This window comes from Nonomuraea ferruginea (genome assembly GCF_039540635.1).
GTDB classification, from domain to species: Bacteria; Actinomycetota; Actinomycetes; order Streptosporangiales; family Streptosporangiaceae; genus Nonomuraea; species Nonomuraea ferruginea.
In genome coordinates this window covers 199,498-222,513 of sequence record NZ_BAABFD010000015.1, presented here as the reverse complement: position 1 = coordinate 222,513, position 23,016 = coordinate 199,498, and the positions used below count along the sequence as shown (strand labels likewise).

18 protein-coding genes are annotated in these 23,016 nt (G+C 70.2%); 6 read left to right on the top strand and 12 right to left on the bottom strand.

Features of this window, described 5'->3' with window-relative positions:
* Positions 1 to 19: 19 nt before the first annotated feature.
* Both arc and ABD999_RS27740 read right to left on the bottom strand, forming a co-directional pair.
* Positions 20 to 1,783, bottom strand: coding sequence for a proteasome ATPase (arc, locus tag ABD999_RS27745; RefSeq protein WP_148031418.1), 1,764 nt, complete (start codon positions 1,781 to 1,783; stop codon positions 20 to 22).
* A 204-nt stretch (positions 1,784 to 1,987) separates the two neighbouring features.
* The gene (locus ABD999_RS27740; protein WP_271278806.1) at positions 1,988 to 2,839 is read right to left on the bottom strand and encodes a tRNA (adenine-N1)-methyltransferase; all 852 of its coding nucleotides are present in this window, start codon (positions 2,837 to 2,839) and stop codon (positions 1,988 to 1,990) included.
* A gap of 55 nt (positions 2,840 to 2,894) precedes the next feature.
* Between ABD999_RS27740 and ABD999_RS27735 the strand changes: the two genes are divergently transcribed.
* Both ABD999_RS27735 and ABD999_RS27730 read left to right on the top strand, forming a co-directional pair.
* Positions 2,895 to 4,001: a GNAT family N-acetyltransferase gene (locus ABD999_RS27735; RefSeq protein WP_271278805.1), complete on the top strand. Its 1,107-nt coding sequence runs from the start codon at positions 2,895 to 2,897 to the stop codon at positions 3,999 to 4,001.
* 96 nt (positions 4,002 to 4,097) lie between these two features.
* Positions 4,098 to 4,649, top strand: a complete 552-nt coding sequence (locus tag ABD999_RS27730) for a hypothetical protein (protein ID WP_271278804.1) — start codon at positions 4,098 to 4,100, stop codon at positions 4,647 to 4,649.
* Between the two features lie 1,398 nt (positions 4,650 to 6,047).
* Here ABD999_RS27730 and ABD999_RS27725 read toward each other — a convergent pair.
* Both ABD999_RS27725 and ABD999_RS27720 read right to left on the bottom strand, forming a co-directional pair.
* Positions 6,048 to 7,493, bottom strand: a complete 1,446-nt coding sequence (locus ABD999_RS27725; RefSeq protein WP_148031414.1) for an FHA domain-containing protein — start codon at positions 7,491 to 7,493, stop codon at positions 6,048 to 6,050.
* Between the two features lie 294 nt (positions 7,494 to 7,787).
* The gene (locus tag ABD999_RS27720; protein ID WP_187281139.1) at positions 7,788 to 8,882 is read right to left on the bottom strand and encodes a site-2 protease family protein; all 1,095 of its coding nucleotides are present in this window, start codon (positions 8,880 to 8,882) and stop codon (positions 7,788 to 7,790) included.
* Between the two features lie 225 nt (positions 8,883 to 9,107).
* Here ABD999_RS27720 and ABD999_RS27715 point away from each other — a divergent pair, with 225 nt between their 5' ends.
* Genes ABD999_RS27715 through ABD999_RS27705 form a run of 3 tightly spaced genes read left to right on the top strand, consistent with a single transcriptional unit; the run spans position 9,108 to position 11,891 of the window.
* Entirely contained in the window at positions 9,108 to 9,968 is an 861-nt protein-coding gene (locus ABD999_RS27715; RefSeq protein WP_148031412.1) for a RecB family exonuclease, read from the top strand.
* A 58-nt stretch (positions 9,969 to 10,026) separates the two neighbouring features.
* The gene (locus ABD999_RS27710; protein WP_148031411.1) at positions 10,027 to 11,202 is read left to right on the top strand and encodes a sensor histidine kinase; all 1,176 of its coding nucleotides are present in this window, start codon (positions 10,027 to 10,029) and stop codon (positions 11,200 to 11,202) included.
* On the top strand, positions 11,199 to 11,891 hold the full coding sequence (locus ABD999_RS27705) for a response regulator (RefSeq protein WP_148031410.1): 693 nt from the start codon (positions 11,199 to 11,201) through the stop codon (positions 11,889 to 11,891). The genes ABD999_RS27710 and ABD999_RS27705 overlap by 4 nt, the downstream gene beginning before the upstream one ends.
* Before the next feature lie 19 nt (positions 11,892 to 11,910).
* On the opposite strand, the gene ABD999_RS27700 is transcribed toward ABD999_RS27705, so the two are convergent.
* The 3 genes from ABD999_RS27700 to ABD999_RS27690 are packed head-to-tail and all read right to left on the bottom strand — an operon-like array spanning position 11,911 to position 14,974.
* Positions 11,911 to 12,906, bottom strand: coding sequence for an ABC transporter ATP-binding protein (locus tag ABD999_RS27700; RefSeq protein WP_271278808.1), 996 nt, complete (start codon positions 12,904 to 12,906; stop codon positions 11,911 to 11,913).
* A gap of 32 nt (positions 12,907 to 12,938) precedes the next feature.
* The gene (locus ABD999_RS27695; RefSeq protein WP_219545729.1) at positions 12,939 to 13,964 is read right to left on the bottom strand and encodes an ABC transporter ATP-binding protein; all 1,026 of its coding nucleotides are present in this window, start codon (positions 13,962 to 13,964) and stop codon (positions 12,939 to 12,941) included.
* Positions 13,961 to 14,974 (bottom strand): ABC transporter permease, encoded by a 1,014-nt coding sequence (locus ABD999_RS27690; protein WP_219545730.1) that lies wholly within the window; start codon positions 14,972 to 14,974, stop codon positions 13,961 to 13,963. Before ABD999_RS27690 ends, ABD999_RS27695 begins: the two co-directional genes overlap by 4 nt.
* Between ABD999_RS27690 and ABD999_RS27685 the strand changes: the two genes are divergently transcribed.
* Positions 14,907 to 15,083, top strand: a complete 177-nt coding sequence (locus tag ABD999_RS27685) for a hypothetical protein (RefSeq protein ID WP_219545787.1) — start codon at positions 14,907 to 14,909, stop codon at positions 15,081 to 15,083. The genes ABD999_RS27690 and ABD999_RS27685 overlap by 68 nt on opposite strands.
* Here ABD999_RS27685 and ABD999_RS27680 read toward each other — a convergent pair.
* The 5 genes from ABD999_RS27680 to metH all read right to left on the bottom strand — a co-directional run bounded on the left by ABD999_RS27680 (position 15,059) and on the right by metH (position 22,931).
* Complete coding sequence (locus tag ABD999_RS27680) at positions 15,059 to 16,822, bottom strand: ABC transporter substrate-binding protein (RefSeq protein ID WP_271278803.1); 1,764 nt, start codon at positions 16,820 to 16,822, stop codon at positions 15,059 to 15,061. The genes ABD999_RS27685 and ABD999_RS27680 overlap by 25 nt on opposite strands.
* Before the next feature lie 45 nt (positions 16,823 to 16,867).
* Complete coding sequence (locus ABD999_RS27675) at positions 16,868 to 17,860, bottom strand: ABC transporter permease (protein ID WP_219545732.1); 993 nt, start codon at positions 17,858 to 17,860, stop codon at positions 16,868 to 16,870.
* 228 nt (positions 17,861 to 18,088) lie between these two features.
* Complete coding sequence (locus ABD999_RS27670; RefSeq protein ID WP_345482960.1) at positions 18,089 to 18,613, bottom strand: cellulose synthase; 525 nt, start codon at positions 18,611 to 18,613, stop codon at positions 18,089 to 18,091.
* A 182-nt stretch (positions 18,614 to 18,795) separates the two neighbouring features.
* Positions 18,796 to 19,440: an HAD family hydrolase gene (locus ABD999_RS27665; protein ID WP_148031405.1), complete on the bottom strand. Its 645-nt coding sequence runs from the start codon at positions 19,438 to 19,440 to the stop codon at positions 18,796 to 18,798.
* Between the two features lie 26 nt (positions 19,441 to 19,466).
* The gene (metH, locus tag ABD999_RS27660) at positions 19,467 to 22,931 is read right to left on the bottom strand and encodes a methionine synthase (RefSeq protein ID WP_148031404.1); all 3,465 of its coding nucleotides are present in this window, start codon (positions 22,929 to 22,931) and stop codon (positions 19,467 to 19,469) included.
* Positions 22,932 to 23,016 lie beyond the last annotated feature (85 nt).

Genomic DNA, 23,016 nt, shown 5'->3' with positions numbered 1-23,016 from the left:
GGCGGCTCCTGGTCGTGATCTAGAGGTACTGACCGGTGTTGGCGACCGTGTCGATCGAACGGCCGGCCTCGGCGCCCTGCTTGCCGGAGACGAGCGTGCGGATGTAGACGATCCGCTCGCCCTTCTTGCCGGAGATGCGGGCCCAGTCGTCGGGGTTGGTGGTGTTGGGCAGGTCCTCGTTCTCGGAGAACTCGTCCACGCAGGCCGTGAGGAGGTGTTGCACCCGCAGGCCCTTCTGCTTGGTCTCCAGGAACTGCTTGATGGCCATCTTCTTGCCCCGGTCGACGATGTTCTGGATCATCGCGCCGGAGTTGAAGTCCTTGAAGTAGAGCACTTCCTTGTCGCCGTTGGCGTAGGTGACCTCGAGGAAGCGGTTCTCTTCGCTCTCGGTGTACATGCGCTCGACGACGCTCTGGATCATGCCCTGGATGGTGGCTTCTCGGGAGCCGCCGTGCTCGGTCAGGTCGTCGGGGTGGAGCGGGAGGTCGGTGACCAGGTACTTGGAGAAGATGTCCTTGGCCGCCTCGGCGTCCGGCCGCTCGATCTTGATCTTGACGTCCAGGCGGCCGGGCCGCAGGATCGCCGGGTCGATCATGTCCTCGCGGTTGGAGGCGCCGATGACGATGACGTTCTCCAGGCCCTCGACTCCGTCGATCTCCGAAAGCAGCTGGGGCACGATGGTGTTCTCGACGTCGGACGACACGCCGGACCCGCGGGTGCGGAAGATCGAGTCCATCTCGTCGAAGAACACGATCACCGGGGTGCCCTCGGAGGCCTTCTCACGGGCGCGCTGGAAGACCAGGCGGATGTGCCGCTCGGTCTCGCCGACGTACTTGTTGAGCAGCTCCGGACCCTTGATGTTGAGGAAGAAGCTCTTGCCTTCCTGGCCGGTGCGCTCGGCCACCTGCTTGGCCAGGGAGTTGGCGACGGCCTTGGCGATGAGCGTCTTGCCGCAACCGGGCGGGCCGTAGAGCAGCACGCCTTTGGGCGGACGGAGCTGGTGCTCGCGGAACAGGTCGGAGTGCAGGTAGGGCAGCTCGATGGCGTCCCTGATCTGCTCGATCTGCCGGGAGAGGCCGCCGATCTCGTGGTAGGAGATGTCGGGCACTTCTTCCAGGACGAGCTCTTCGACTTCGGACTTCGGGATGCGCTCGTACACGTAGCCGGAGCGGGCTTCGAGCAGGAGCGAGTCGCCGGCCCTGATGGGCTGGCCGAGCAGCGAGTCGGCCAGGCGGACGACGCGCTCCTCGTCGGCGTGTGAGATGACCAGGGCGCGCTTGCCCTCGTCGAGGAGCTCCTTGAGCATCACGATCTCGCCGACCTCTTCGTAGCCGAGCGCCTCGACCACGTTGAGCGCCTCGTTGAGCATGACCTCCTGGCCACGCTTGAGCGAGTCGACGTCGACGGACGGGCTGACGTTCACCCGCAGCTTGCGGCCGCCGGTGAACACCTCGATCGTCCCGTCGTCTCTGGCCTCCAGGAAGGTGCCGAAGCCGGATGGCGGCTGCGCCAGCCGGTCGACCTCCTCCTTGAGTGCGACGATCTGGTCCCGGGCCTCCTTGAGGGTTGCCACCAGGCGTTCGTTCTGGCCGGTAACGGCCGCGAGGTTCGCCTGTGCCTCATGGAGACGCTCTTCGAGGACCCTGGCCTGACGGGGTGACTCGGCCAGCTTCCGCCTCAGCGCGGTGATCTCCTCTTGGAGGAAGGAGACCTGTGTTGAAAGATCAGCGACCTCCCGTTCGCGCTGCGCGGCTCGAGCCTCAGCATCATCGCGAGCTGCCACGCCCCGTCACCTCCTTCCCAGTCGAGGGCGACTACTAAGGACCTTACCTATCTCGGGCCCCTCCGTAACCTGGCCGGGCAGTGTTCGTACAGTGACTATCTGTATTCGGTGAATAATCCCCAATGGGGTGTTTAATACTCCCAGCATATGAACACGGTGATCTGTTCCCGTGTCACGCATCGGCGCAGCCTCGTGGCCAAATTGTCATAGTTCTTCGGTGGTTCCCTTCGGTCTCCGGCGGCGCGGCGGCGGGGTCACGCCGTCGGCCATGCGCCTGGCGGAGACGAGGAACCCGGTGTGGCCGATCATCCGGTGATCGGGCCGCACGGCGAGTCCTTCGACATGCCAGTCGCGAACCAGGGTCTCCCACGCGTGGGGCTCGGTGAAACTCCCGTGATCGCGAATGGCCTCGACCGTCTTGGACATCTGGGTGGTGGTGGCCACGTAACAGCAGATGACGCCTCCGGGGGTGAGCGCCTTGGCGGCGGCGTCGACGCACTCCCAGGGGGCGAGCATGTCCAGGATCACCCGGTCGACGTCGGACTCGTCGATGGACGAGACGAGGTCGCCGACGACGAGCCGCCAGTTGTCGTCCATCGGGCCGCCGTAGAACTTCTCCACGTTCTTGGCGGCCACGTCGGCGAACTCCTGGCGGCGCTCGTACGAGGTCACGTGCCCTTCCGGGCCGACCGCGCGCAGCAGGAAGCAGGTCAGGGCGCCGGAGCCGACGCCCGCCTCGACCACCCGCGCGCCCGGGAAGACGTCGGCCATGCCGACGATCATGGAGGCGTCCTTGGGGTAGATGACGGCGGCGCCGCGCGGCATGGCGAGCGTGTAGTCCTGCAGCAGGTGGCGGAAGGCGAGATACTGGGTGCCGCCGGAGGAGCGCACCACGGAGCCCTCGGGCTGCCCGATCAGCTCACTGTGCGGGATGGCGCCCTTGTGGGTGTGGAAGACGCCGTCCTCCTTGAGCGTGATGGTGTGGCGCTTGTTCTTGGGGTCGGTGAGCTGCACCTGATCCCCGGGCCGGAACGGCCCATGCCTGCGGAAACCCATGGCGGCAAGGTTATAGGGCTTTCGGCGGGCTCCTGACGCGCGATATCTATGAGGGATGCTCCCGCGTGAAGTGATCGCCGTCGGCCCCCTGGTGCTGCGCGCCCCGGTGGACGAGGACGTGGCGGCGATACGTGCCACCTGCGACGATCCGCTGACGGCCCGCTATCTGCCGCTGATCTCGTCCCCGTACACGATGGAGGACGCGCACGAGCACGTGCGCCGGGCCAAGACCGTGTGGGAGTCGGGCGGAGCGGAGTTCTCGATCACCGAGGAGGGGCGTTACGTCGGCTCGGCGGGGGTGACGCCGCTCACCCCGTACGGGTCGGCGACGGTGGAGCTCGTGGTGGCGCCGTGGGCGCGGGGGCGGGGCGTGGCCGGGGCGGTGGCGCGCGGGCTGACGGAGTGGCTGCTCGACCACGGGGTGGAGCGGGTCGAGCTGGAGACCGAGGTGGAGAACCTCCCGTCCCTGCGGGCCGCCTACCGCGCCGGGTTCACCGAGGAGGGACGGCGGCGCGACGCGAAGGCGCTGCGCGACGGCCGGCGGGTGGACCTGGTGTCGTTCGCCCGGATCGCCCGCGACGGCGGCGAGCCGGTTGAGCAGGCGCTGCCGTTCTTCGAGGGCGGCGAGCTGGGCGACGGGGTGGTGCGGCTGACGCGGATGGTGGTGGAGGACGCCGCCGACTTCCACCGGATGCTGGGCGACCCGAGCGTGTCCAAATACAACATGGGGCCGGGCGGTTCGCTGGAGGAGGACGAGCGGCGCTGCCGGGCCACGGGCTACCTGTGGCTGTCGGGGCAGCGGATCGAGCTGGCGGTCAGGGACGCCGTCAGCGGGGCGTTCGCCGGTCACATCCAGCTCCTGCACAGCATGCCGGCGTTCGGCCAGGGCATGATCGGCTACTCGCTGCTGCCGGAGTTCCGCGGCAGAGGGCTGATGACGCGGGCGGTGCGGCTGCTGTCCGACTGGGCGTTCGCGCACACGTCGCTGCACCGGCTGGTGGCCGGGACCGACGCGGCCAACCTGGAGTCGCAGGCGGTGCTCGAACGTGCCGGGTTCGTGCGTGAGGGGGTGCGGCCGGAGTTCTTCCCGCAGCCTGACGGGAGCCGTACGGACGAGGTCTCGTGGCTGCGGCTGCGCCCGGGAAGACAGATTTCCTCTTGAGGTATGGCCAAGGGGGCCGTGCGGGGTGATACTCCGGGTCACCGCCCCTGAGTGTCGCGTGATCGGGCTGCGCGACCCTGTCGAGGGAGTGCCGCGATGCCGCTCGACCGTGCCGAAGTCGCCATGCGTGAGCTGGTCTCCTCCTTCACCTGCCTGGAGTCGTCCCGGCTGATGGACAGCCTGGCCCGGGCCGCCGCCGCCGTCGTCCGGGTGGGTTATGCCGGTTTCGTGCGGGTGGACCCGCTCCGGGAGGAGGCGTGTGCCGTGGTCACCCACGTGCCGCCGGGAGACCCGCTGCGGGTCCGGCTCTGGCTCGCGGAGTGCGGGGTGCTGAAGGAGCTGGCGGTGTCGCGCGGGCCGGTGCTGCTGGCCTGCGACAGGTCGGTGGGGACACCGGGGTTCCTGGCGACGCCGCTGGCCACGGTCACCTGCGACCACGCGTTCCTGTGGGCGGCGGGGCGCGCCTTCGACGACCGCGACGAGCACCTCCTCGGCCGCTTCGCGATCGCGGCCGGGCGGGCGCTGGAGGCGTCCAACGGGCTGGAGGCCGCGGCGCGCCTGCTCCGTGGCGTCCAGTCCCTCCCTCTCTCCCCCAAACCCTGCCTCCCGGCCCCCCGCCGCCTCTCCTCCCGGCCTGACCCCCGCTGACCGTACGGGGTCTGGCGTCACCCAGCGGAATCCCCCGTACGCATCCAGCTTCGGACGGAACACCGGCCCTAGTCGCAGCCGCCCGAGCGCCCCCGCCCGTCCTGCCAACGTGGGGGAACGGCTCCCCGTACGGACTCGCGCCCTTTGCAGACAGGCAATTGAATACGCGGGAAGACCGGCACCCCGGAAGTCCCCAGCGTCGGCGGGAACATCCGCCTCCCCCGTGCGATGACAGGTGGATAGAGAAAAGGCTCAGCACGGAGCCTATGGCACGGCATGGCACGGCACGCATATGCACGGCACGGAGCGCATCGCACCGTACGAGAGGAAGCGGAAAGGGCTGGATTCGGACCCAGGGCCGGCTGCGGCATGAGGGCCGTTTGGGTCGGAGGGCCGATTGCGGCGAGAGAGGCCCCTTGGGGCAGGACGAGTGCGGCGGCAAGGGCCCCTAGGCCGAGGGGTGGCAAACGCACCGTACGGACCCGGGCCCTCCCCGGACAGGCAGTTGGTGGGAACCACCGCGGGAGACCGGCACCCCCGCGTCGGCGGGAACATCCGACTCCCCCGTGCGCTGTCAGGCGGATAAAGAGGGCGCGGCACGGAGCCTGCGGCACGGCACGCACCGAGCGCAGCGGCACCACACGAGAGGAAGCGGAAGGGCCAGATTCGGATCCAGGGCCGGCTGCGGCGTAAGGACCGTTTTGGGCCGAAGGGCCGCTTACGGCATGAGGACCCGCCTGGGGCCGGAGGGCCGATTGCGGCGCCAAGGGCCCTCAGGGCAGGACTAGTGCGGCGCCTGGTGGATCGGAGGGTCGATTGCGCGCCAGGACTCCTTGCGGCAGGACGACTACGGCGGCAAAGCCCTTTGGGGCAGGGGCCGGTTCGGGGTGGTGAGCCCACTAAGGCGATAGGGCCGCTTGGGACTCAAGGGGCAGTCGGGGCGAAGGCTGTCGGCCCGATCCCGGCGACCAGCTGCCCGTCAGCACGGCGTGTACGGGCCGCAAGAGTGGGACACAAGGGCGGACTAGGACGGAGAGGTTCGTTCGAGAGGCTGAGACCGCAGGGCGATAGGGCTGGTTGGGGCTTGAAGGGCAAGTCGCGGCGGGAGCGGTCGGCCCGATCCCGGCGATCTGCGGCTCGTCAGCCAACGGTGTGTACGGGGCGTGAGGGCCGTACACACCGTCGTACGGGGCGCCAAGTCCGGTGGGACCCCAGGGCCGATGGGGACGGCGAGGGTCGGGCGGGAGGCTGAGGCTATTCGCGGTCTGCGTCCGTACGGTGACTAGGTCCGTACGGTGAAGGGGTTGTGTACGGGGAGGACGTCGACGTGGTCCAGCCTGAGAGGGGCTGGGCGTCGATGATGCCCGCGCCTTCGGGGAAGGCGCGGGGCGTGGGGTGTCAGCCGCGGTGGGGTTCGAAGCGGAGGGTGCGGGAGACGCCGACGCGGACGGTGGTGCCGGGGGCGATGGTGACGGGCTCGTTGGGCGGGATGTCGTAGAAGTTGGGGTCGCCGGGCGGCTGGATCTGGGTGCCGTTGACCGAGCCGAGGTCGACCAGGTTGACGTCCCAGCCGTCGAGCGCCACGCGCAGGTGGCGGCGGGAGACCGATCCGTCGGGGCTGGTCACCTTGGCCGGGCGGGCGCTGCCGCCGGCGACCTCGGGCGCCCGCTCGGGATCGCGGCCCAGCAGGTAGTCGGTCTCCAGCGGCAGGGCGGTGCCGTCGTCGAGGACGAGTACGCCCAGCGCGGGGCGCGGGCCCTTGTAGGGGACGAGCGCGCGCTGCACGAGCGCGATGCCGCACACCGCGCAGTAGGGCGCGCGCGGGTCGTTGAAGTGGTCGTTCTTGCAGTCGACGCCGTAGACGAGCGGCCGGTCGCCGTGGTCCTGCTCCTGGACGGGCGCGGCCTGCTGCTCCTGCGACGGCGGGCCCATGGGCGGGTGAAGGTCGTGGGGCGGGCCCATCGGCGGCTGCAGGTCCTGGGGCGGGCCCATGAGGGGCGGGCCGGGGTCGTAGTGGTCCTGCGGGGGCGGGCCCATGGGGGCGGGCTGCTGCTCGTACTCCGGCATGGTGCCGTTGCCGGAGGACGGCGCGGCGGGCGCGGGCTCGTCGTAGGAGGGGAACGGCGCCGGCTCGGGCCTGGCGGGCGGCTGGTCGATGACCGGCGGCCCCATCTGCGGCTGGGAGTGGGGCTGCGGCTGCGGGCCGGAGGGCGGCTGGGGAGGGAGCGGCGGCGGCTGGTCGGTGCCCGACATGGGGTAGGGCGGCGCCTGGGCGGGCGCGGGCGGCTCCTGGCGCGGCATCAGGTCGGGCTCGAAGTGGAGCGCCGTGTTGGGCATCTCGCTGGTGAGCGGCCTGGAGGGAGCCGGGCTCTGGGCGGTGAGCTCGCCGACGATGCCGCCGCCGTGGACGACGCCGCTCTCGAAGCGGACGGCGGGGTGGGGGCGGCCGGCGCCGGGCAGGACCAGCTCGACGCGTTCGACGGGGCCGCCGATGAGCCGGTCGGCCCAGGTGAGCGAGTCGCTGCCGGACAGGCGCGTCTCGCCGGCCGGGCCGGTGACGTGGGCGGAGGCGGCGCCGCTGACCAGGACGGCCACGCCGTCGCCGACGCGGCCGGCGACCGCGCAGGTGCCGGGGTCGCTGGTCATGGTGGCGGCGAGCACCTGGGCGGCGCGCCGCGCGAGCGCCCTGCCGTCGCCCCCGGATGCGGCCGTCTGGCGCAGCGCGTCGATCAGGCGGGTGCCGGAGTCCTCGTCGACGTCGCACACCAGGAGCAGGCCGCTCTCGTACGCGACGAGCCCGTTGCCGGGAAGCGGCCGCACCGTCCCGAAGCCCTGGTCCGTCATGAGTCCTCCCACATGACCGTGCTGCGCTCGGTCACTCAACTGTCCTTCCCGGAAGCAGGCGATGCCGTGGTGCGCGCATCACCGTGCTGGCCACCAGCCATACGCATACCCAGGCAACGGGGCCGCGTCGCGTCTCGATTCGGTGAACCGTGGGACGCGGTGGACCCGTCAACTGTGCAAGTTTGGCCAAACAGCACACTATCGGGCCAGACGTCGTGCCTTCGAATCGCAGGGCCGGCTAGATCACCGGGAAAGACACTAGTCGTGGCCGGCCGCTTATTCGAGTGGGACAAATCAGACGCCGGTGAAGACCCGGTTGACGTCGGCGGTGGACAGCACGCCGTAGATCTCGCCGCCCCGCTCGACGAGGAGGTACTCGCCCGCGGGGGTTTCGCGCATGGCTTCGATGAGCGGCTCACCCACCAGGTCGGCGGCGAGGACCAGGGACGGCTCCAGGGACTTGGCCATGGAGCCGACGTTCACCCAGGGGCGCCGGTGCTCGGGCGTCGCCTGCACGGCCGACTCGTTGACGATGGCGAGCGGGCGGCCGTCGTGGTCGACCACGACGAGCGCGCCGGCGTGCTCCTCCGAGGCCCGGCGCAGCGCCTCGGCGAGCGGCGTCTCGGCCGTGACGGGGATCGCCCTGCGGGCCAGGGTGCGGGCGTTGACCTGGGGGATGCGGGCGCGGATGCGGGCCGCGCGCAGCGACTGGGAGGCGCCCATCCAGATGAAGGAGGCCAGCACGAGCGGCCAGATGAGGTCGCGGAAGTCGATCTCCTGCCCGGTGGCCGTCGCCAGCGCGAAGGGGGCGGCGACGAGCAGCGCGGCGAGGATCCGGCCGCCCCAGGCCGCGGCGACGGTGCCGGTGCCGGGATCGCGGGCGATCTTCCAGATCCCCGCGCGGAGCATCCGGCCGCCGTCGAGCGGCAGGCCGGGCAGCAGGTTGAAGACGCCGACGATGAGGTTGGCCACCCACAGCTGCCAGATGAGCACCTGCGGGATCCCGTCGCCTTCGACCAGGAAGACGTCGGCCAGCCAGCCGACGCCGGCCAGGCCGAGGGAGAGCGCGGGCCCGGCGGCGGCGACCATGAACTCCTTGCCGGGGGTCGGCGGCTCCTTCTCGATCTCGGAGACGCCGCCGAGCAGGTAGAGGGTGATGCGGCGGACGGGCAGGCCGTACCACTTGGCCAGGACGCTGTGGGCCAGCTCGTGCAGCAGCACCGACACGTACAGCAGCACCGCGAAGGCGAACGCGACGCCGTAGGCCCCGGCGGCGCTGACGCCGGGGATCATGTAGCGGAAGGTGTCACCGAAGAGCCAGGTGATGAAGGCCGCGACGATGAACCACGTCCACGACACGTAGACCGGGATGCCGAACGGCTTTCCCATCAGAATTCCGGAGGATTCCTGTCGCGGGCTCTGCTCGCTCACCGCACTCCTTGCCGTCCAAGCGCCGTCCACATGCCGTCAGAGCCGTCGAACGCGCCGTCGAAAGCGCCCTCGGCCACGGGCTGTGCCTGCCTTGATGCTACGCGCCGCGCAGGGTGATCCAGGACGCGCGTGTCCCTTTTGTGCCGGGGCATTGTGTCGGAGGGGTGGCCTAGAGTGCGGGTCATGACGTTGACCGAGCCGGAGATCATCGGAGCCCTCTCCCCGTCCCGGGCGGGCGACTTCATGACCTGCCCGCTGCTCTATCGCTTCCGGGTGGTCGACCAGTTGCCGGAGAAGCCGTCGCAGGCGGCGGTGCGCGGCACGGTCGTGCACGCGGTGCTGGAGAGGCTCTACGACCTGCCGGCGCCGGAGCGTTCGGTGCGCGCCGCCCTGGAGCTGCTGGAGCCGCAGTGGCTGCGGCTGCTGGAGGAGGACCCGCAGCTGGCGGAGATGTTCACCGGAGACGGCGAGCAGGCGGCGTGGCTGGCCCAGGCGCGCGAGATGCTGGAGCGCTACTTCACGCTGGAGGATCCCACCCGGCTGGAGCCGGCCGAGCGCGAGCTCTACGTGGAGGCGGTGCTCGACGGCGGGCTGATGCTGCGGGGCTACGTCGACCGGCTGGACGTCGCGCCGACCGGCGAGGTCCGGGTGGTCGACTACAAGACGGGCAGCGCCCCGGGGCCGGAGTTCGAGGCCAAGGCGCTGTTCCAGATGAAGTTCTACGCGCTGGTGCTGTGGCGGCTGCGCCGCGAGGTGCCGCGGCTGCTGCAGCTGGTCTATCTGGGCGGGCGGGGCGAGGTGCTGCGGTACGCGCCCGACGAGGCCGATCTGCTGGCCACCGAGCGCAAGGTCAAGGCGCTGTGGAAGGCGATCGCGCGGGCGCTCGACACCGGCGAGTGGCGGGCGCGGCGCAGCCGGCTGTGCGACTGGTGCGATCACCAGGCGTTGTGCCCCGAGTTCGGCGGCACACCCCCGCCGGTGCCCGACCGGCAGCCGGGCGACACGGTGCGCGGCAGCCGCCGCGCCGCCACCGACGAGCTGTAGCCGCCTTCTCCTCCTGCAGGAGGAGGAGCCCCGGCTCACCTGGGCTTACAGTGAAGCGGTGCGCGCAGACCGAACGACGTTCCATGACTCGGTCCTGGCGGTGCTGGCGGCCGTGGTGTCGCTGTCGCTGTTCCTGACCGAGAACGTCGGCCGGCTGGAGGCGCAGGGGCTGGTGGTCGACGGGCTGCGCGGCCCCGACTCCCTGGGCGCCTTCCTGGTGCTGTCGAGCTGCGCTCCGGTGGCGGCGCGCAGGCGCTGGCCGCTGGCAGGGCTGTGCGCGAGCCTGGTGCCCGAGACCCTGCTGGCGGCCTTCGGCTACGGCTACGGCCTCGCCGGGGTGGGGGCGCTGGTGATGCTCTATTCGGTGGCCGCCAACCGGGGGCTGGCCGCGGCGCTGGGCGGGCTGCTGGTGTCGCTGGCGGTCTACTCGGTGGGGGCGGCGGCCGGGCCGGTCCGCACGGCCCACTGGAGCGACCATCTGATGATGGCCGTGGTGCTGGTGGCGGTCTGGGGCACGGGCCGGAGCATGCGGCTGCGCAGGGCGTACCTGGAGGAGCTGAAGGACCGGGCGGCGCGGCTGGAGCGGGCGCACGCGGCCGACACGCGGGCGGCGCGGGCGGAGGAGCGCTCCAGGATCGCCAGGGAGCTGCACGACGTGGTGGCGCATCACGTGTCGGTGATGACGGTGCAGGCGGCCGCGGCGCGCAAGGTGCTGGCGTCGGATCCCGACGTGGCGCGGGAGGCGCTGACCGCGATCGAGCACACCGGCCGGCTGGCGATGTCCGAGATGCGCGACATCGTGGGCGTGCTGCGCACCGACGCGGGCGTGGAGCTCGGGCCGCAGCCGGGGGTGCGCGATCTGCCCGCGCTGGTGGAGCAGATGACGGAGGCGGGCCTGCCGGCGCGGCTGTCGGTCGAGGGCGAGGCGGTCCCGCTGCCGGCGGGCGTCGACCTGGCCGCCTACCGCACGGTCCAGGAGGCGCTGACCAACAGCCTGCGCCACGCGGGGCCGGGCGCGAAGGCGGTGGTGACCGTGCGTCACGGACGGTGCGAGCTGGACGTGCGGGTGGTGGACGACGGGCGCGGCGAGGCGGCGCGGCCGGAGGAGGCGGGTCACGGTCTGGTCGGAATTCGCGAGCGGGTGGCCCTCTGTGGTGGAATTCTGAACATCGGCCCGAAATCGGGGGGCGGTTTCGAGGTGCGGGCGAGGTTCCCGTTGAAGGACGGATCATGACGATCAGGGTGCTGCTGGTGGACGACCAGCCGCTGCTGCGCACCGGTTTCCGCCTGATCCTCGAGGCAGAGCCCGACATCACGGTGGTCGGTCAGGCGGGCGACGGCAAGGCCGCGCAGGAGCAGACGAGGGCGCTGCTGCCGGACGTGGTGCTGATGGACATCCGCATGCCGGGGGTCGACGGGATCGAGGCGACCCGCCGGATCGTGCGCGACGCGCCCCGGGCGGTGCCGTCGGCGCACGTGCCGAAGGTGCTGGTGCTGACGACCTTCGACCTGGACGAGTACATCGTGGAGGCGCTGCGGTCGGGGGCGTCGGGGTTCCTGCTGAAGGACGTGCCGCCGGACGAGCTGGTGCAGGCGATCCGGGTGGTGGCGGCGGGCGACGCGATCGTGGCGCCGAGCGTCACCCGCAGGCTGCTCGACCGGTTCGCGGCCCGGCTGCCGGCGGCTCACGAGCAGCCCGCGCCCGCGCGGCTCGACCGGCTGACCGAGCGGGAGCTGGAGGTGCTGCGGCTGATCGCCAAAGGCATGTCCAACGCGGAGATCGCGGCCAAGCTGGTGGTCAGCGAGACGACGGTCAAGACCCACGTCGGCAACGTGCTGACGAAGCTGGGGCTGCGCGACCGCGTCCAGGCGGTGGTGCTGGCCTACGAGACCGGCCTGATCACCCCGGGCGCCCTGTCGTAGCGGACGCCCGGGGCGGCGATCAGGCCTGGGCGGTGTCGTCCGCGGCGGCTCCCGCGGTGGCGACCGGGGCGTTCTCCGGGAAGTGGCAGGCCACCTGGTGGCCGTCGGCCAGCTTCTCCAGCGGTGGCTCGACCTTCTTGCAGATCTCCTGCGCCTTCCAGCAGCGGGTGTGGAAGCGGCAGGCGGGCGGCGGGTTGAGCGGGCTGGGCACGTCGCCGGTGAGGCGGATGCGCTCGCGGTCCCTGCGCGCCTTCGGGTCGGGCACCGGCACCGCCGACAGCAGCGCGTTGGTGTAGGGGTGCATGGGCGCGGCGTACAGGCTCTTGCGGTCGGCGATCTCGACGATCTTGCCGAGGTACATGACCGCGACCCGGTCGCTGATGTGCCGCACCACCGACAGGTCGTGGGCGATGACCACGTAGGTGAGGTCGAGCTCGCTCTGCAGGTCCTCCAGCAGGTTGACCACCTGGGCCTGGATGGACACGTCGAGGGCGGAGACGGGCTCGTCGGCGATGATCAGCTTGGGCTTGAGCGCGAGCGTGCGGGCGATGCCGATGCGCTGGCGCTGGCCGCCGGAGAACTCGTGCGGGTAGCGGTTGTAGTGCTCGGGGTTGAGCCCGACCAGCTCCAGGATGTCCTGGACGGCCTTCTTGGTGCCCTGCTCGGTCTTGATGCCCTGGATGCGGAAGGGCGCGCCGACGATGGCGCCGACCGTGTGCCGGGGGTTGAGCGACGAGTACGGATCCTGGAAGATCATCTGCATGTCGCGGCGGAGCGGCCGGAGCTTGCCCTGGCTCAGGTGGGTGATGTCCTGGCCCTCGAAGACCACCTTGCCGCCGGTGGGCTCCAGGAGGCGGGTGACCAGCCGCCCGGTGGTGGACTTGCCGCAGCCGGACTCGCCCACCAGGCCGAGGGTCTCGCCCTTGAACACCTCGAAACTGATCCCGTCGACCGCCTTGACGGCGCCGACCTGCCTTCTGAACAGGCCCGCGGTCACAGGGAAGTGCTTCTCCATGTTGTGCACGGAAAGAAGCGGCTCGTTCTCGCTCACTGGGTCTCCAGGACTGGCTTGATCTCGTTCTCCCACAGCGCCCGCCGTTCCGTCCTGGGCATGTGACAGCGCACCAGGTGGCCGCGCTCGGTCGGGGCCAGGTCGGGGACCTCGGTGGACGCGCGCCCCTCGGTGCGCTCGGCGTACGGGCAGCGGGGGTGGAAGGCGCAGCCCGGCGGCACGTTGATGAGGGACGGCGGGGAGCCCTTGATCGGCAGCAGCCGTTCGGTCGGCTCGCGGTCGAGCCGGGGCATCGAGCCGAGCAGCCCCCAGGTGTAGGGGTGCTCGGGCTGGTAGAAGATGTCGTCGGCCTTGCCGTACTCGACGCATTTGCCCGCGTACATGACGAGGATGTCGTCGGACAGCTCGGCCACCACGCCGAGGTCGTGCGTGATGATGATGAGCGCGGAGTTGAACTCGCGCTGCAGGTCGCGCATCAGGTCGAGGATCTGCGCCTGCACGGTCACGTCGAGCGCGGTGGTCGGCTCGTCGGCGATGAGCAGCTCTGGGTCGCAGGAGAGCGCCATGGCGATCATCGCGCGCTGGCGCATGCCGCCGGAGAACTCGTGCGGGTAGCTGTCGACGCGCCTGGCCGGCTCGGGGATGCCGACGCGGCCGAGCAGGTCGATGGCGTGCTTGCGGGCGACCTGCTTGCTGACGTCGTGGTGGATCCGGTAGGCCTCGATGATCTGGTGGCCGACGCTGTAGTACGGGTGCATCGACGAGAGCGGATCCTGGAAGATCATCGCCATCTTCTTGCCCCGCAGGCGGCGTACCTGCTCGGCGGACATGGCGACGAGCTCCTCGTCGTCGAGCCAGATCTCGCCGGAGATCTGGGCCCGGCCGCCCTTGTGCAGGCCGAGGATGCCGAGGCTGGTCACGCTCTTGCCGGAGCCGGACTCGCCCACGATGCCGAGGGTACGGCCGCGTTCGAGGGAGAAGGTGAGACCGTCGACCGACCTGACGAGGCCGTCGTCGGTGGGGAAATGGATCTTCAGGTCCTTGACGTCAAGAAAGCTCACGACAACCTCACCCTCGGGTCGACCCAGGCGTAGAGCAGGTCGACGATCAGGCTCGCGACGACCACGAAGCTCGCGGCGAACAGGACCACTCCCATGACCTGCGGCAGATCCTGGTTTCTGATGGCCAGGATGGCGAACTGACCGAGGCCGGGCAGAGTATAGGTGGTCTCGGTGAGGATGGCGCCACCGATCAGCAGGCCGAAGTCGATGCCGAAGAGGGTCAGGATGGGGGTGAGCGCGGCCCGCAGGCCGTGTTTGACCACCACATCCCGTTCTCGCAGGCCCTTGGCTCTGGCGGTGCGGATGTAGTCCTCCCCCATGGTGTCCAGCATGCCCGCGCGGGTGAGCCGCGCATAGGTGGCGGCGAACAGGAACGCGAGCGTGATCCATGGCAGCAGCAGGTTGTAGGCCCACTGCGCCGGATTCTCTGTGAAGTCCGTCCACGAGCCGCCCGGCGGTGTCCAGCCGAGTCCGTAGGAGAAGACGACGAGCGAGACCATGCCGGTGAAGAAGATGGGCAGCGACACGCCGGCCAGGGCGGTGCCCATCGACAGGCGGTCGAAGAAGCTGCCGCGCCGCAGCGCGGAGATGACTCCTACGGAGACGCCGGCGACCACCCAGAGGATCGCGGCGCCGATGGCGAGGGAGAACGTCACCGGCATGCGGTCGATCAGGTCAGGCCAGACGGGCTGGCCGCTGATGAAGGAGTAGCCGAGGCAGGGCGCCGGGCAGTGCTCCACACCCGCGCCGTAGTCGTACTCGGCACCGAGGAAGATGCCTTTGAGGAACCGGCCGTACTGCACGATCACGGGATCGTTGAATCCCAGCCGCTCGGCGACCAGGGCCACCGTCTCCTCCGTGGCCGCGCGGCCGACGTACCGCGAGGCGAGGGACTCGGGGGTGGACCCGGCCCACTGCGGCACGACGAAGAAGATGCCGAAGGTGACCATGCTGATCACGATCAACATGGCGATCGCGCCGATGAATCGTCTGATGATGTATGTGAGCACCGCTACCGGCCGGATGGCCTGCCCGTCGCCGGGCAGGCCATCCCTGCCTTCACCTGCCTTCGCTAGATCCCCGTACCTCGCCTGCTATTCGACGCCGAGCAAGATGTAGTCGTACATGCTCTGGCCTTCGTTGTAGGCGATGTTGGTGACGCCCTGGCCGCGCATGAGCAGGGCCTTGGCCCAGACCACGGGCAGCAGGGAGGCGTCCTCCATGACCGCCTTGTCGACGTCCACCCACAGCTTGGCGCGGGCCGTCGCGTCGAGCTCGGCCGAAGCCTGGTCGATCAGACCGTCGACCTTGTCGCTCTTGACGCTCAGGTTGTAGTTGCCGGCGTCGCGGATGGTGCGGCTGTCGACGATGGCCTGCATGAAGCCGTAGCCGTCGGGCCAGTCGGAGCCCCAGCCGTGACCGGCCAGGCCGATGTTGTTCTTCTTGACGTACTCGACGTTGCCGGCGTAGTCGGAGAAGTAGCTGGAGGCCGGGAAGCCCTTGAGGTTGAGCTTGATGTTGGCCTTGGCCAGCGCCTGCTGCATGGCCTCGGCCAGCGCCTTCTCGCGCGGGCGGTCGGCCCGGTAGACCATCGTGGTCTCGAAGCCGTCAGCCTGGCCGCAGGCGGTGAGGGCCTGCTTGGCCTTCTCGACGTCGCCCTTGTTCTCCGGCGTCTGGTAGAGGTCGAACTTCTCCTGGCCGACGATGGGCGGCGGCATGACGTTGGTCGCGATGTCGCCACCGGCGACCGGGCCTCCGTAGGCGGTCTGGTTGGCCACGCGGTCGGCGGCGAACATGACGGCCTTGCGGCACTCGACGTTGTCCAGCGGCGGGTTGTCCGGGATCACCGAGATGTACCAGAGCCTCGGGATCACCGGGTTGTCCGTGCGGGCCTTCATCGCCGGGTCAGGGAGCACCTTGCCGAGCGCGGCCGGCTGGAGACCGGTGCCGGGGATGTCCAGGTGGATGTCACCGGCGATGAGCTGGTTGTCGAGGTCGTCGGCGTTGACGTTGAGCTGGACCTCGATGCGGTCGGGCAGCGCGGGACGGTTCGGGTCCGTCGCCGGGTCCCACTGGTCGTTGCGGACCAGGGTGAAGCGCTTGCCGATCTCGTTGGTCTCGAACTTGTACGGACCGGACGAGACGACCTTCTCCCGGTACTTCGCACCGGTGTCCTTGTCCTTCGGCACCGGAGCCGTCATCGGCATCTGGACCACGTAGTCCATCGACGCGAACGGGTTCTTCAGGTGGAAGACGATGGTCTGGTCGTCAGGGGTCTCGATGGCGGAGCTGTAGTCGGCGTCCGGGGTCTTGTAGACGCCCTTGAAGTCCTTCGGCCAGTCGAGCAGCTCGTTGAGGTACGACGGGCCGTGCGGGAAGGTCTCCTTGTCGAAGGAGCGGGCCACCGCGTAGGCGACGTCCTTCGACGTGATCGGGGTGCCGTCCTCGAACTTGAGACCCGACTTGATCTTGTACGTCCAGGTCTTGCCGTCGGCGCTCGGCTCACCGAGGGACTCGGCGAGGTCCGGGATGACGGTGTTGCCCTCGGCGCCCGGTCCGGGCTTGTACATCGTCAGCGTCCGCCAGTAGAACCGGCCGAAGTTGAACGAGTAGCCGTAGTAGGTGTCGCCGGGGTCGAGGCTGTCCCAGTCGGAGGAGTGCGCGGCCTTGAGGGTCCCGCCCTTCTTGGTGGAAGGGTTGTAGACCTGGGTGAGGGCGGCATCGGCCGCGGGTTGCGCGGCCGCGCCCGAAGCCGACTGCGCCGGCTGCTGCGTACCGCCCCCTCCGCCGCCGCAGGCGGAGAGCACCAGGGCGAGCGCCGCTGTCGCGGCCCCTGCCAGTGCGGATTTCCTTCTCATTGATACCCCTTGTTAGTGGAGATGGGGATGGAGCGTTGGCGAATGTCAGTGAGCCCGGGGGTCGAAGGCGTCCCTCAACCCGTCGCCGAACAGGTTGAAGGCCAGCACGGTGATGAAGATCGCCAGACCGGGGAAGATCACGAAGTGCGGCAGCGTGTAGAACCGCACCGCTTCCGAGAGCATGCCGCCCCACGTGGGGGTGGGCGGGTTGATGCCGACGCCGAGGAAGGACAGCGCGGCCTCGAACAGGATGTTGGCCGGGATGAGCAGGGTCGCGTAGACCAGGATCGGCGCCATCAGGTTGGGCAGGATCTCCCGGAACAGGATGTAGCCGTTGCGTGCGCCCAGGCTCCTGGCGGCGTCGACGAACTCGCGCTCGCGCAGCGACAGCGTCTGGCCGCGGACGATGCGCCCGATGCTGGGCCAGCTGAAGAAGCCGATGATGAAGATCAGCATGGCGATCCGCAGCCCGTTGCCCTCCAGCCCGAACCCCTCGTTCGGCATCACGCCGACCAGCGCGATCGCGAAGACGAGCAGCGGGAAGGCCAGGAACACGTCCATGATGCGGCCGATGATCTGGTCGACCCAGCCGCCGAAGTAGCCGGCGACGACGCCCATGACGGTGCCGATCAGCACCGACACGATCGTGGCCAGGAAGCCGATCAGCAGCGAGATGCCGGCCCCGGCGACGATCCGGCTGAAGATGTCGCGGCCGTTGACCGGCTCGACGCCGAGCAGGTGCTCGGCGCCCATGCCGCCGTAGGCGCCCAGGGGCAGCAGGGTGTTCGGGTCGATCGCGTCCTGGTTGAACTCCAGGGGGTCCTGACCGAACAGGTTGATGATGGGCGTGGCGAAGATCGCCATGAGGATCAGCAGGAGCACGGTGATGCCGCCGGCGAGCGCGATCTTGTCGCGCCGCAGCCGCATCCAGGCGATCCGGGTGAGGGACCGGCCCTGGACGGCTCTGTCCGCTCCGGAAAGCGTGGGCTCCGGCGGCACCTGCGCCGAAGCACCGGAAACGTCGAGCGGTGCGGTCATGCCGGATAGCCCCCTGAATTCTCAGACGACGTTGTCTGGAGTTTCGTCTTTCAGACCGCTTCGTCGCGACCTTCAGGAGGCAGAATGTATGGCCTGAGCTGCGCTGACTAGCCCCTCAGACCGCTATGTGGCTCAACTGTGATTGACGCGAAACGCATTCGTATCGATCTTGGTGGGATTGTCCACGGCCAGTCCTGGTTGCGTCTCAGATCCGTGACATACGCGGATCTAGCTGATGCCACGTCGCCGGAGAAGATCCTCGATGTCCGAGAAATCGTCATCGCCCTTCGAGGCCTTCTTGTTCTCGACGGCGGGCTTGGCGGCCGCCTGCGGCCGGCCTGCGGCGGGCGCCTGCGGCCGGCCTGCGGCGGGCGCCTGAGCGGAGGGCTTCGCGGAGGGCTTCGCCGGGGCCTCGGCGGCGGCGGGCGCCCCGGACTCGGCCTTGCGGAGCTTACGGCCGCGCAGCACGCCGGAGACGACGAACAGCACCACCGAGAGCCCGGCCACGGCCACGCCCGACCACACCACCGGGTTGAACACCAGGTTGGCCACGAACCCCACGGCGGTGGAGCCGATGGTCCAGATCGCGCGCAGGGCGTCGGTCAGGTAGGCGGCCAGCGGCAGCAGCGCCCAGGCGAGCATCCGCAGCCCCGAGGCCGCTCCCCTGCGCCGGAACGCCAGGAAGCTCAGCACCAGCCCCGCGGCGGTCAGGCCGATGCAGAGCGGGAACCATGCGATCTGTTCGAAACCCATTCGGGACACCCCTCGGTATGCGCGTTTCTCTCCATCCTGGCACGCGATCCGGCGTCTGCCCCTCCTCCGGGAGAACCACCGATCCCTTAGGGGGACCCGGCTCCCGGCCTACGGGATCTCCGGGTTCGTCCCCGAGGGCTCACCCGTGCGCCTTCTCGCGCCCGTACGGGAGCGTGAGGGCGTCAGGCGGCCAGGAGGGCGCGCAGGTCGGAGGGGCCGACCTCCGCGAGAGACGAGACCACCAAGCGGCCCGGCGCCGGCTCCACCGGCAGCAGGCTGGGCACCGCGACCACCGCGCAGCCCGCGGCCGTCGCCGCGGCCACCCCGTTGGGCGAGTCCTCCAGCACCACGCAGCGCACCGGCTCGACGCCCAGCAGCTGGGCCGCCGTCAGATAGGGCTCCGGGTCGGGTTTGGTGCGGAGGACGTCGTCGGCGGTGACGACGGCGTCGAACCGGTCGCGCCCCACCTCCTTCAGCACCGCGTCCGCGATCTCCTTGAGCGAGGCGGTCACCAGCGCCACCGGCACCCCTTCGTCACGCAGCGCGTCGAGCAGCTCGGAGGCGCCCGGCATGACCCGCACGCCGCCCGCCAGGCGGGCCACCATGCCGGTCGCCATCCACTCCCGGACCGTCCACGCGGGCACCGTCGACTCCGACACGGCCAGCATGTAGTCGACGGTGCGCTCCATGGAGCCGCCGACGAGGTGGGCCTGGTGCCCGGGGGTCCACTGGGCGCCGAGCTGCTCCATCACCTCGGTCTCGACCTCCAGCCACACCGTCTCGGTGTCGACCAGGAGGCCGTCCATGTCGAAGAAAACCGCTTCCACCCGTGCTCCCTGGGACCGACGGACCGTCAGACGTTGAAGTATTTGGCCTCGGGATGGTGCGCGACGAGGGCGGAGGTGGCCTGCTCCGGGTGGAGCTGGAACTCCTCCGACAGCGTGACCCCGATACGCTCCGGGTCGAGCAGCTGGAACAGCTGCACCTGGTCCTCGAGGTTGGGGCAGGCGGGGTAGCCGAACGAGTAGCGGCAGCCCTGGATGTTGACCTTGAGCATGTCGTCGAGCGACTCGTCGCCGCCGATGCCCCACTCCGACCGGGTGCGGGCGTGCCAGTATTCGGCCAGCGCCTCGGTGAGCTGCACCGACAGGCCGTGGAGCTCCAGGTAGTCGCGGTAGGCGTCCTTGGCGAACAGCTCGGCCGTGGCCTGGGAGATCTTGCTGCCCATGGTGACGACCTGCAGGCCGACCACGTCGGTCTCCCCCGAGTCCTTGCCCCGGAAGAAGTCGGACAGGCACAGGTGGCGGTCGCGGCGCTGGCGCGGGAACGTGAAGCGGGTGCGCTCGCCGCCCGACTCGTCGAGGATGATCAGCGAGTCGCCGTCGCTGACGCACGGGAAGTAGCCGTAGACGACGGCCGCCTCCAGCAGGCCCTCGGTCTGCAGCCGCTCCAGCCACATGCGCAGCCTCGGCCGGCCCTCGGCCTCGACCAGCTCTTCGTAGCCGGGGCCGTCGCCGCCCCTGGTCGGCTTGAGCCCCCACTGGCCGAGGAACAGCGCCCGCTCGTCGAGGAAGGCCGCGTAGTCGGCCAGCGGGATGCCCTTGACGATGCGGTCGCCGTGGAACGGCGGCTTCGGCACCGGGTTGTCGGCGGCCACGTCGGAGCGGGACGGCAGCTCCTCGACGGGGGTGCGGTCGAGCTTGGCGCCGGTCTTGACCCGCCGCTGGCGCAGCGGCGGCAGCTGGGCGCCGGCCACGCCGCGCTTGACCGCCATGATGGCGTCCATCAGGCGCAGGCCCTCGAAGGCGTCGCGGGCGTAGCGGACCTCGCCCGCGAACAGCTCGGCGAGGTCCTGCTCGACGTAGGCGCGGGTGAGCGCGGCGCCGCCGAGCAGCACGGGGTACTTCTCGGCCAGGCCCCTGGAGTTGAGCTCCTCGAGGTTCTCCTTCATGACCACGGTCGACTTGACCAGCAGGCCGGACATGCCGATGACGTCGGCCTTCTGCTCGTCGGCGGCCTCCAGGATGGCCGAGACGGGCTGCTTGATGCCGAGGTTGACGACCTCGTAGCCGTTGTTGGACAGGATGATGTCGACGAGGTTCTTGCCGATGTCGTGCACGTCGCCCTTGACGGTGGCCAGCACGATGCGGCCCTTCGTCTCGCCCTCGACCCGCTCCATGTGCGGCTCCAGCTGGGCGACGGCGGCCTTCATCACCTCGGCCGACTGCAGCACGAACGGCAGCTGCATCTGGCCGGAGCCGAACAGCTCGCCGACCGTCTTCATGCCGTCGAGCAGCACGTCGTTGATGATCTCCAGGGCGGGCCGCTGGGTCAGCGCGTCGTCGAGGTCGGTCTCCAGGCCCTTGCGCTCGCCGTCGATGATGCGCCGCTTGAGCCGCTCCCACAGCGGCAGCGCGGCCAGCTCCTCGGCCTTGCCGGCGCGCAGGGCCGCCGCGTCGACGCCCTCGAACAGGTCCATGAACCGCTGCAGCGGGTCGTAGCCCTCGCGCCGCCGGTCGTAGACCATGTCGAGGGCGACCTGGCGCTGCTCGTCGGGGATGCGCGCCATCGGCACGATCTTGGACGCGTGGACGATGGCGGAGTCGAGGCCCGCGTTGACGCACTCGTTGAGGAAGACCGAGTTGAGCACCATGCGGGCGGCCGGGTTGAGGCCGAAGCTGATGTTGGAGACGCCGAGCGTGGTCTGCACGCCGGGGTAGCGGCGCTTGAGCTCGCGGATGGCCTCGATGGTCTCCAGGCCGTCGCGCCTGGTCTCCTCCTGGCCGGTGGCGATGGGGAAGGTGAGGCAGTCGACGATGATGTCGTCGACCCGCATGCCCCAGTTGCCCGTCAGGTCGTCGACGAGGCGGCTGGCCACGCGCACCTTGTGGTCGGCGGTGCGGGCCTGGCCCTCCTCGTCGATGGTGAGCGCCACCACGGCGGCGCCGTGCTCGCGCACCAGCCGCATGATCCGCTGGAAGCGGGAGTCGGGGCCGGTGCCGTCCTCGTAGTTGACGGAGTTGACCGCGGCGCGTCCGCCGAGCATCTCCAGCCCGGCGCGCAGCACCTCCGGCTCGGTGGAGTCGAGCATGATCGGCAGGGTGGAGGCGGTGGCCAGCCGGAACGCCAGCTCCTTCATGTCGGCCACGCCGTCGCGGCCCACGTAGTCGACGCACAGGTCGAGCATGTGGGCGCCGCCGCGCGCCTGGTCGCGGGCGGTCTCCACGCAGTCGTCCCAGCGGCCTTCCAGCATGGCCTCGCGGAAGGCCCTGGAGCCGTTGGTGTTGCACCGCTCGCCGATGGCCAGGAAGGAGGTGTCCTGGCGGAACGGGATCGTCTGGTAGAGGGAGGAGACGCCGGGCTCGGGGTGCGGGCGGCGGCGGACGACCTCCCGGCCGTGCACCCGCTCGACCACCTGGCGCAGGTGCTCGGGGGTGGTGCCGCAGCAGCCGCCGACGATGGACAGGCCGTAGTCGCGGACGAAGGTCTCGTGGGCGGTCGTCAGCTCCTCGGCGCTCAGCGGGTAGTAGGCGCCGTCGGAGGTGAGCACGGGCAGGCCGGCGTTGGGCATGCACGACAGCCGCAGCCGCGAGTGGCGGGCGAGGTAGCGCAGGTGCTCGCTCATCTCGGCGGGGCCGGTGGCGCAGTTGAGGCCGATCACGTCGACGCCGAGCGGCTCGATCGCGGTGAGGGCGGCGCCGATCTCGGAGCCGAGCAGCATGGCGCCGTTGGTCTCGATCGTCACCTGGGCGATGATCGGCACGTCGCGCCCGGCCGCGTCGATCGCCCGCTTCGCGCCGAGCACGGCGGCCTTGACCTGCAGCAGGTCCTGGGAGGTCTCGACGATGAGCGCGTCGGCGCCGCCGGCGATCAGGCCGGCCGCGTTGTCGCGGTAGGCGTCGCGCAGGACGGCGAACGGCAGGTGGCCGAGCGTGGGCAGCTTCGTGCCGGGACCCATCGAGCCGAGCACGAAACGCGGCCGGTCGGGCGTGGACCAGTGGTCGGCGCGCTCCCTGGCGATCCTGGCGCCGGCCTCGGAGTATTCGTAGACGCGGTCGCCGATGTCGTACTCGCCGAGCGCGGCGAGGTTGGCGCCGAAGGTGTTGGTCTCCACGCAGTCGACGCCGACGGCGAAGTAGGCGTCGTGGACGCCCGCGACGATGTCGGGGCGGGTGACGTTGAGCACCTCATTGCAGCCCTCGTGGCCCTGGAAGTCGTCGAGGGTCGGGTCGTGGGCCTGGAGCATCGTTCCCATGGCGCCGTCGGCGACGACGACTCGCTGGGACAGCACTTCTCGAAATGACCGGGCGATGCTCATGCGCTCCAGCTTATCGGCTGCGCCACACCGGGATCCCCCGCCCGCCGGGCCCCGCCTCGCACGTCCAGCGCCTGGTGCGACGCCC

Bases quoted from the DNA above. Each gene is read 5' to 3' on its own strand.
- ABD999_RS27740 (WP_271278806.1), bottom strand. From the start codon at position 2,839: ATGGGTTTCCGCAGGCATGGGCCGTTCCGGCCCGGGGATCAGGTGCAG.
- ABD999_RS27735 (WP_271278805.1), top strand. From the start codon at position 2,895: ATGCTCCCGCGTGAAGTGATCGCCGTCGGCCCCCTGGTGCTGCGCGCC.
- ABD999_RS27730 (WP_271278804.1), top strand. From the start codon at position 4,098: ATGCCGCTCGACCGTGCCGAAGTCGCCATGCGTGAGCTGGTCTCCTCC.
- ABD999_RS27725 (WP_148031414.1), bottom strand. From the start codon at position 7,493: ATGACGGACCAGGGCTTCGGGACGGTGCGGCCGCTTCCCGGCAACGGG.
- ABD999_RS27720 (WP_187281139.1), bottom strand. From the start codon at position 8,882: ATGGGAAAGCCGTTCGGCATCCCGGTCTACGTGTCGTGGACGTGGTTC.
- ABD999_RS27715 (WP_148031412.1), top strand. From the start codon at position 9,108: ATGACGTTGACCGAGCCGGAGATCATCGGAGCCCTCTCCCCGTCCCGG.
- ABD999_RS27705 (WP_148031410.1), top strand. From the start codon at position 11,199: ATGACGATCAGGGTGCTGCTGGTGGACGACCAGCCGCTGCTGCGCACC.
- ABD999_RS27700 (WP_271278808.1), bottom strand. From the start codon at position 12,906: ATGGAGAAGCACTTCCCTGTGACCGCGGGCCTGTTCAGAAGGCAGGTC.
- ABD999_RS27680 (WP_271278803.1), bottom strand. From the start codon at position 16,822: ATGAGAAGGAAATCCGCACTGGCAGGGGCCGCGACAGCGGCGCTCGCC.
- ABD999_RS27675 (WP_219545732.1), bottom strand. From the start codon at position 17,860: ATGACCGCACCGCTCGACGTTTCCGGTGCTTCGGCGCAGGTGCCGCCG.
- ABD999_RS27670 (WP_345482960.1), bottom strand. From the start codon at position 18,613: ATGGGTTTCGAACAGATCGCATGGTTCCCGCTCTGCATCGGCCTGACC.
- metH (WP_148031404.1), bottom strand. From the start codon at position 22,931: ATGAGCATCGCCCGGTCATTTCGAGAAGTGCTGTCCCAGCGAGTCGTC.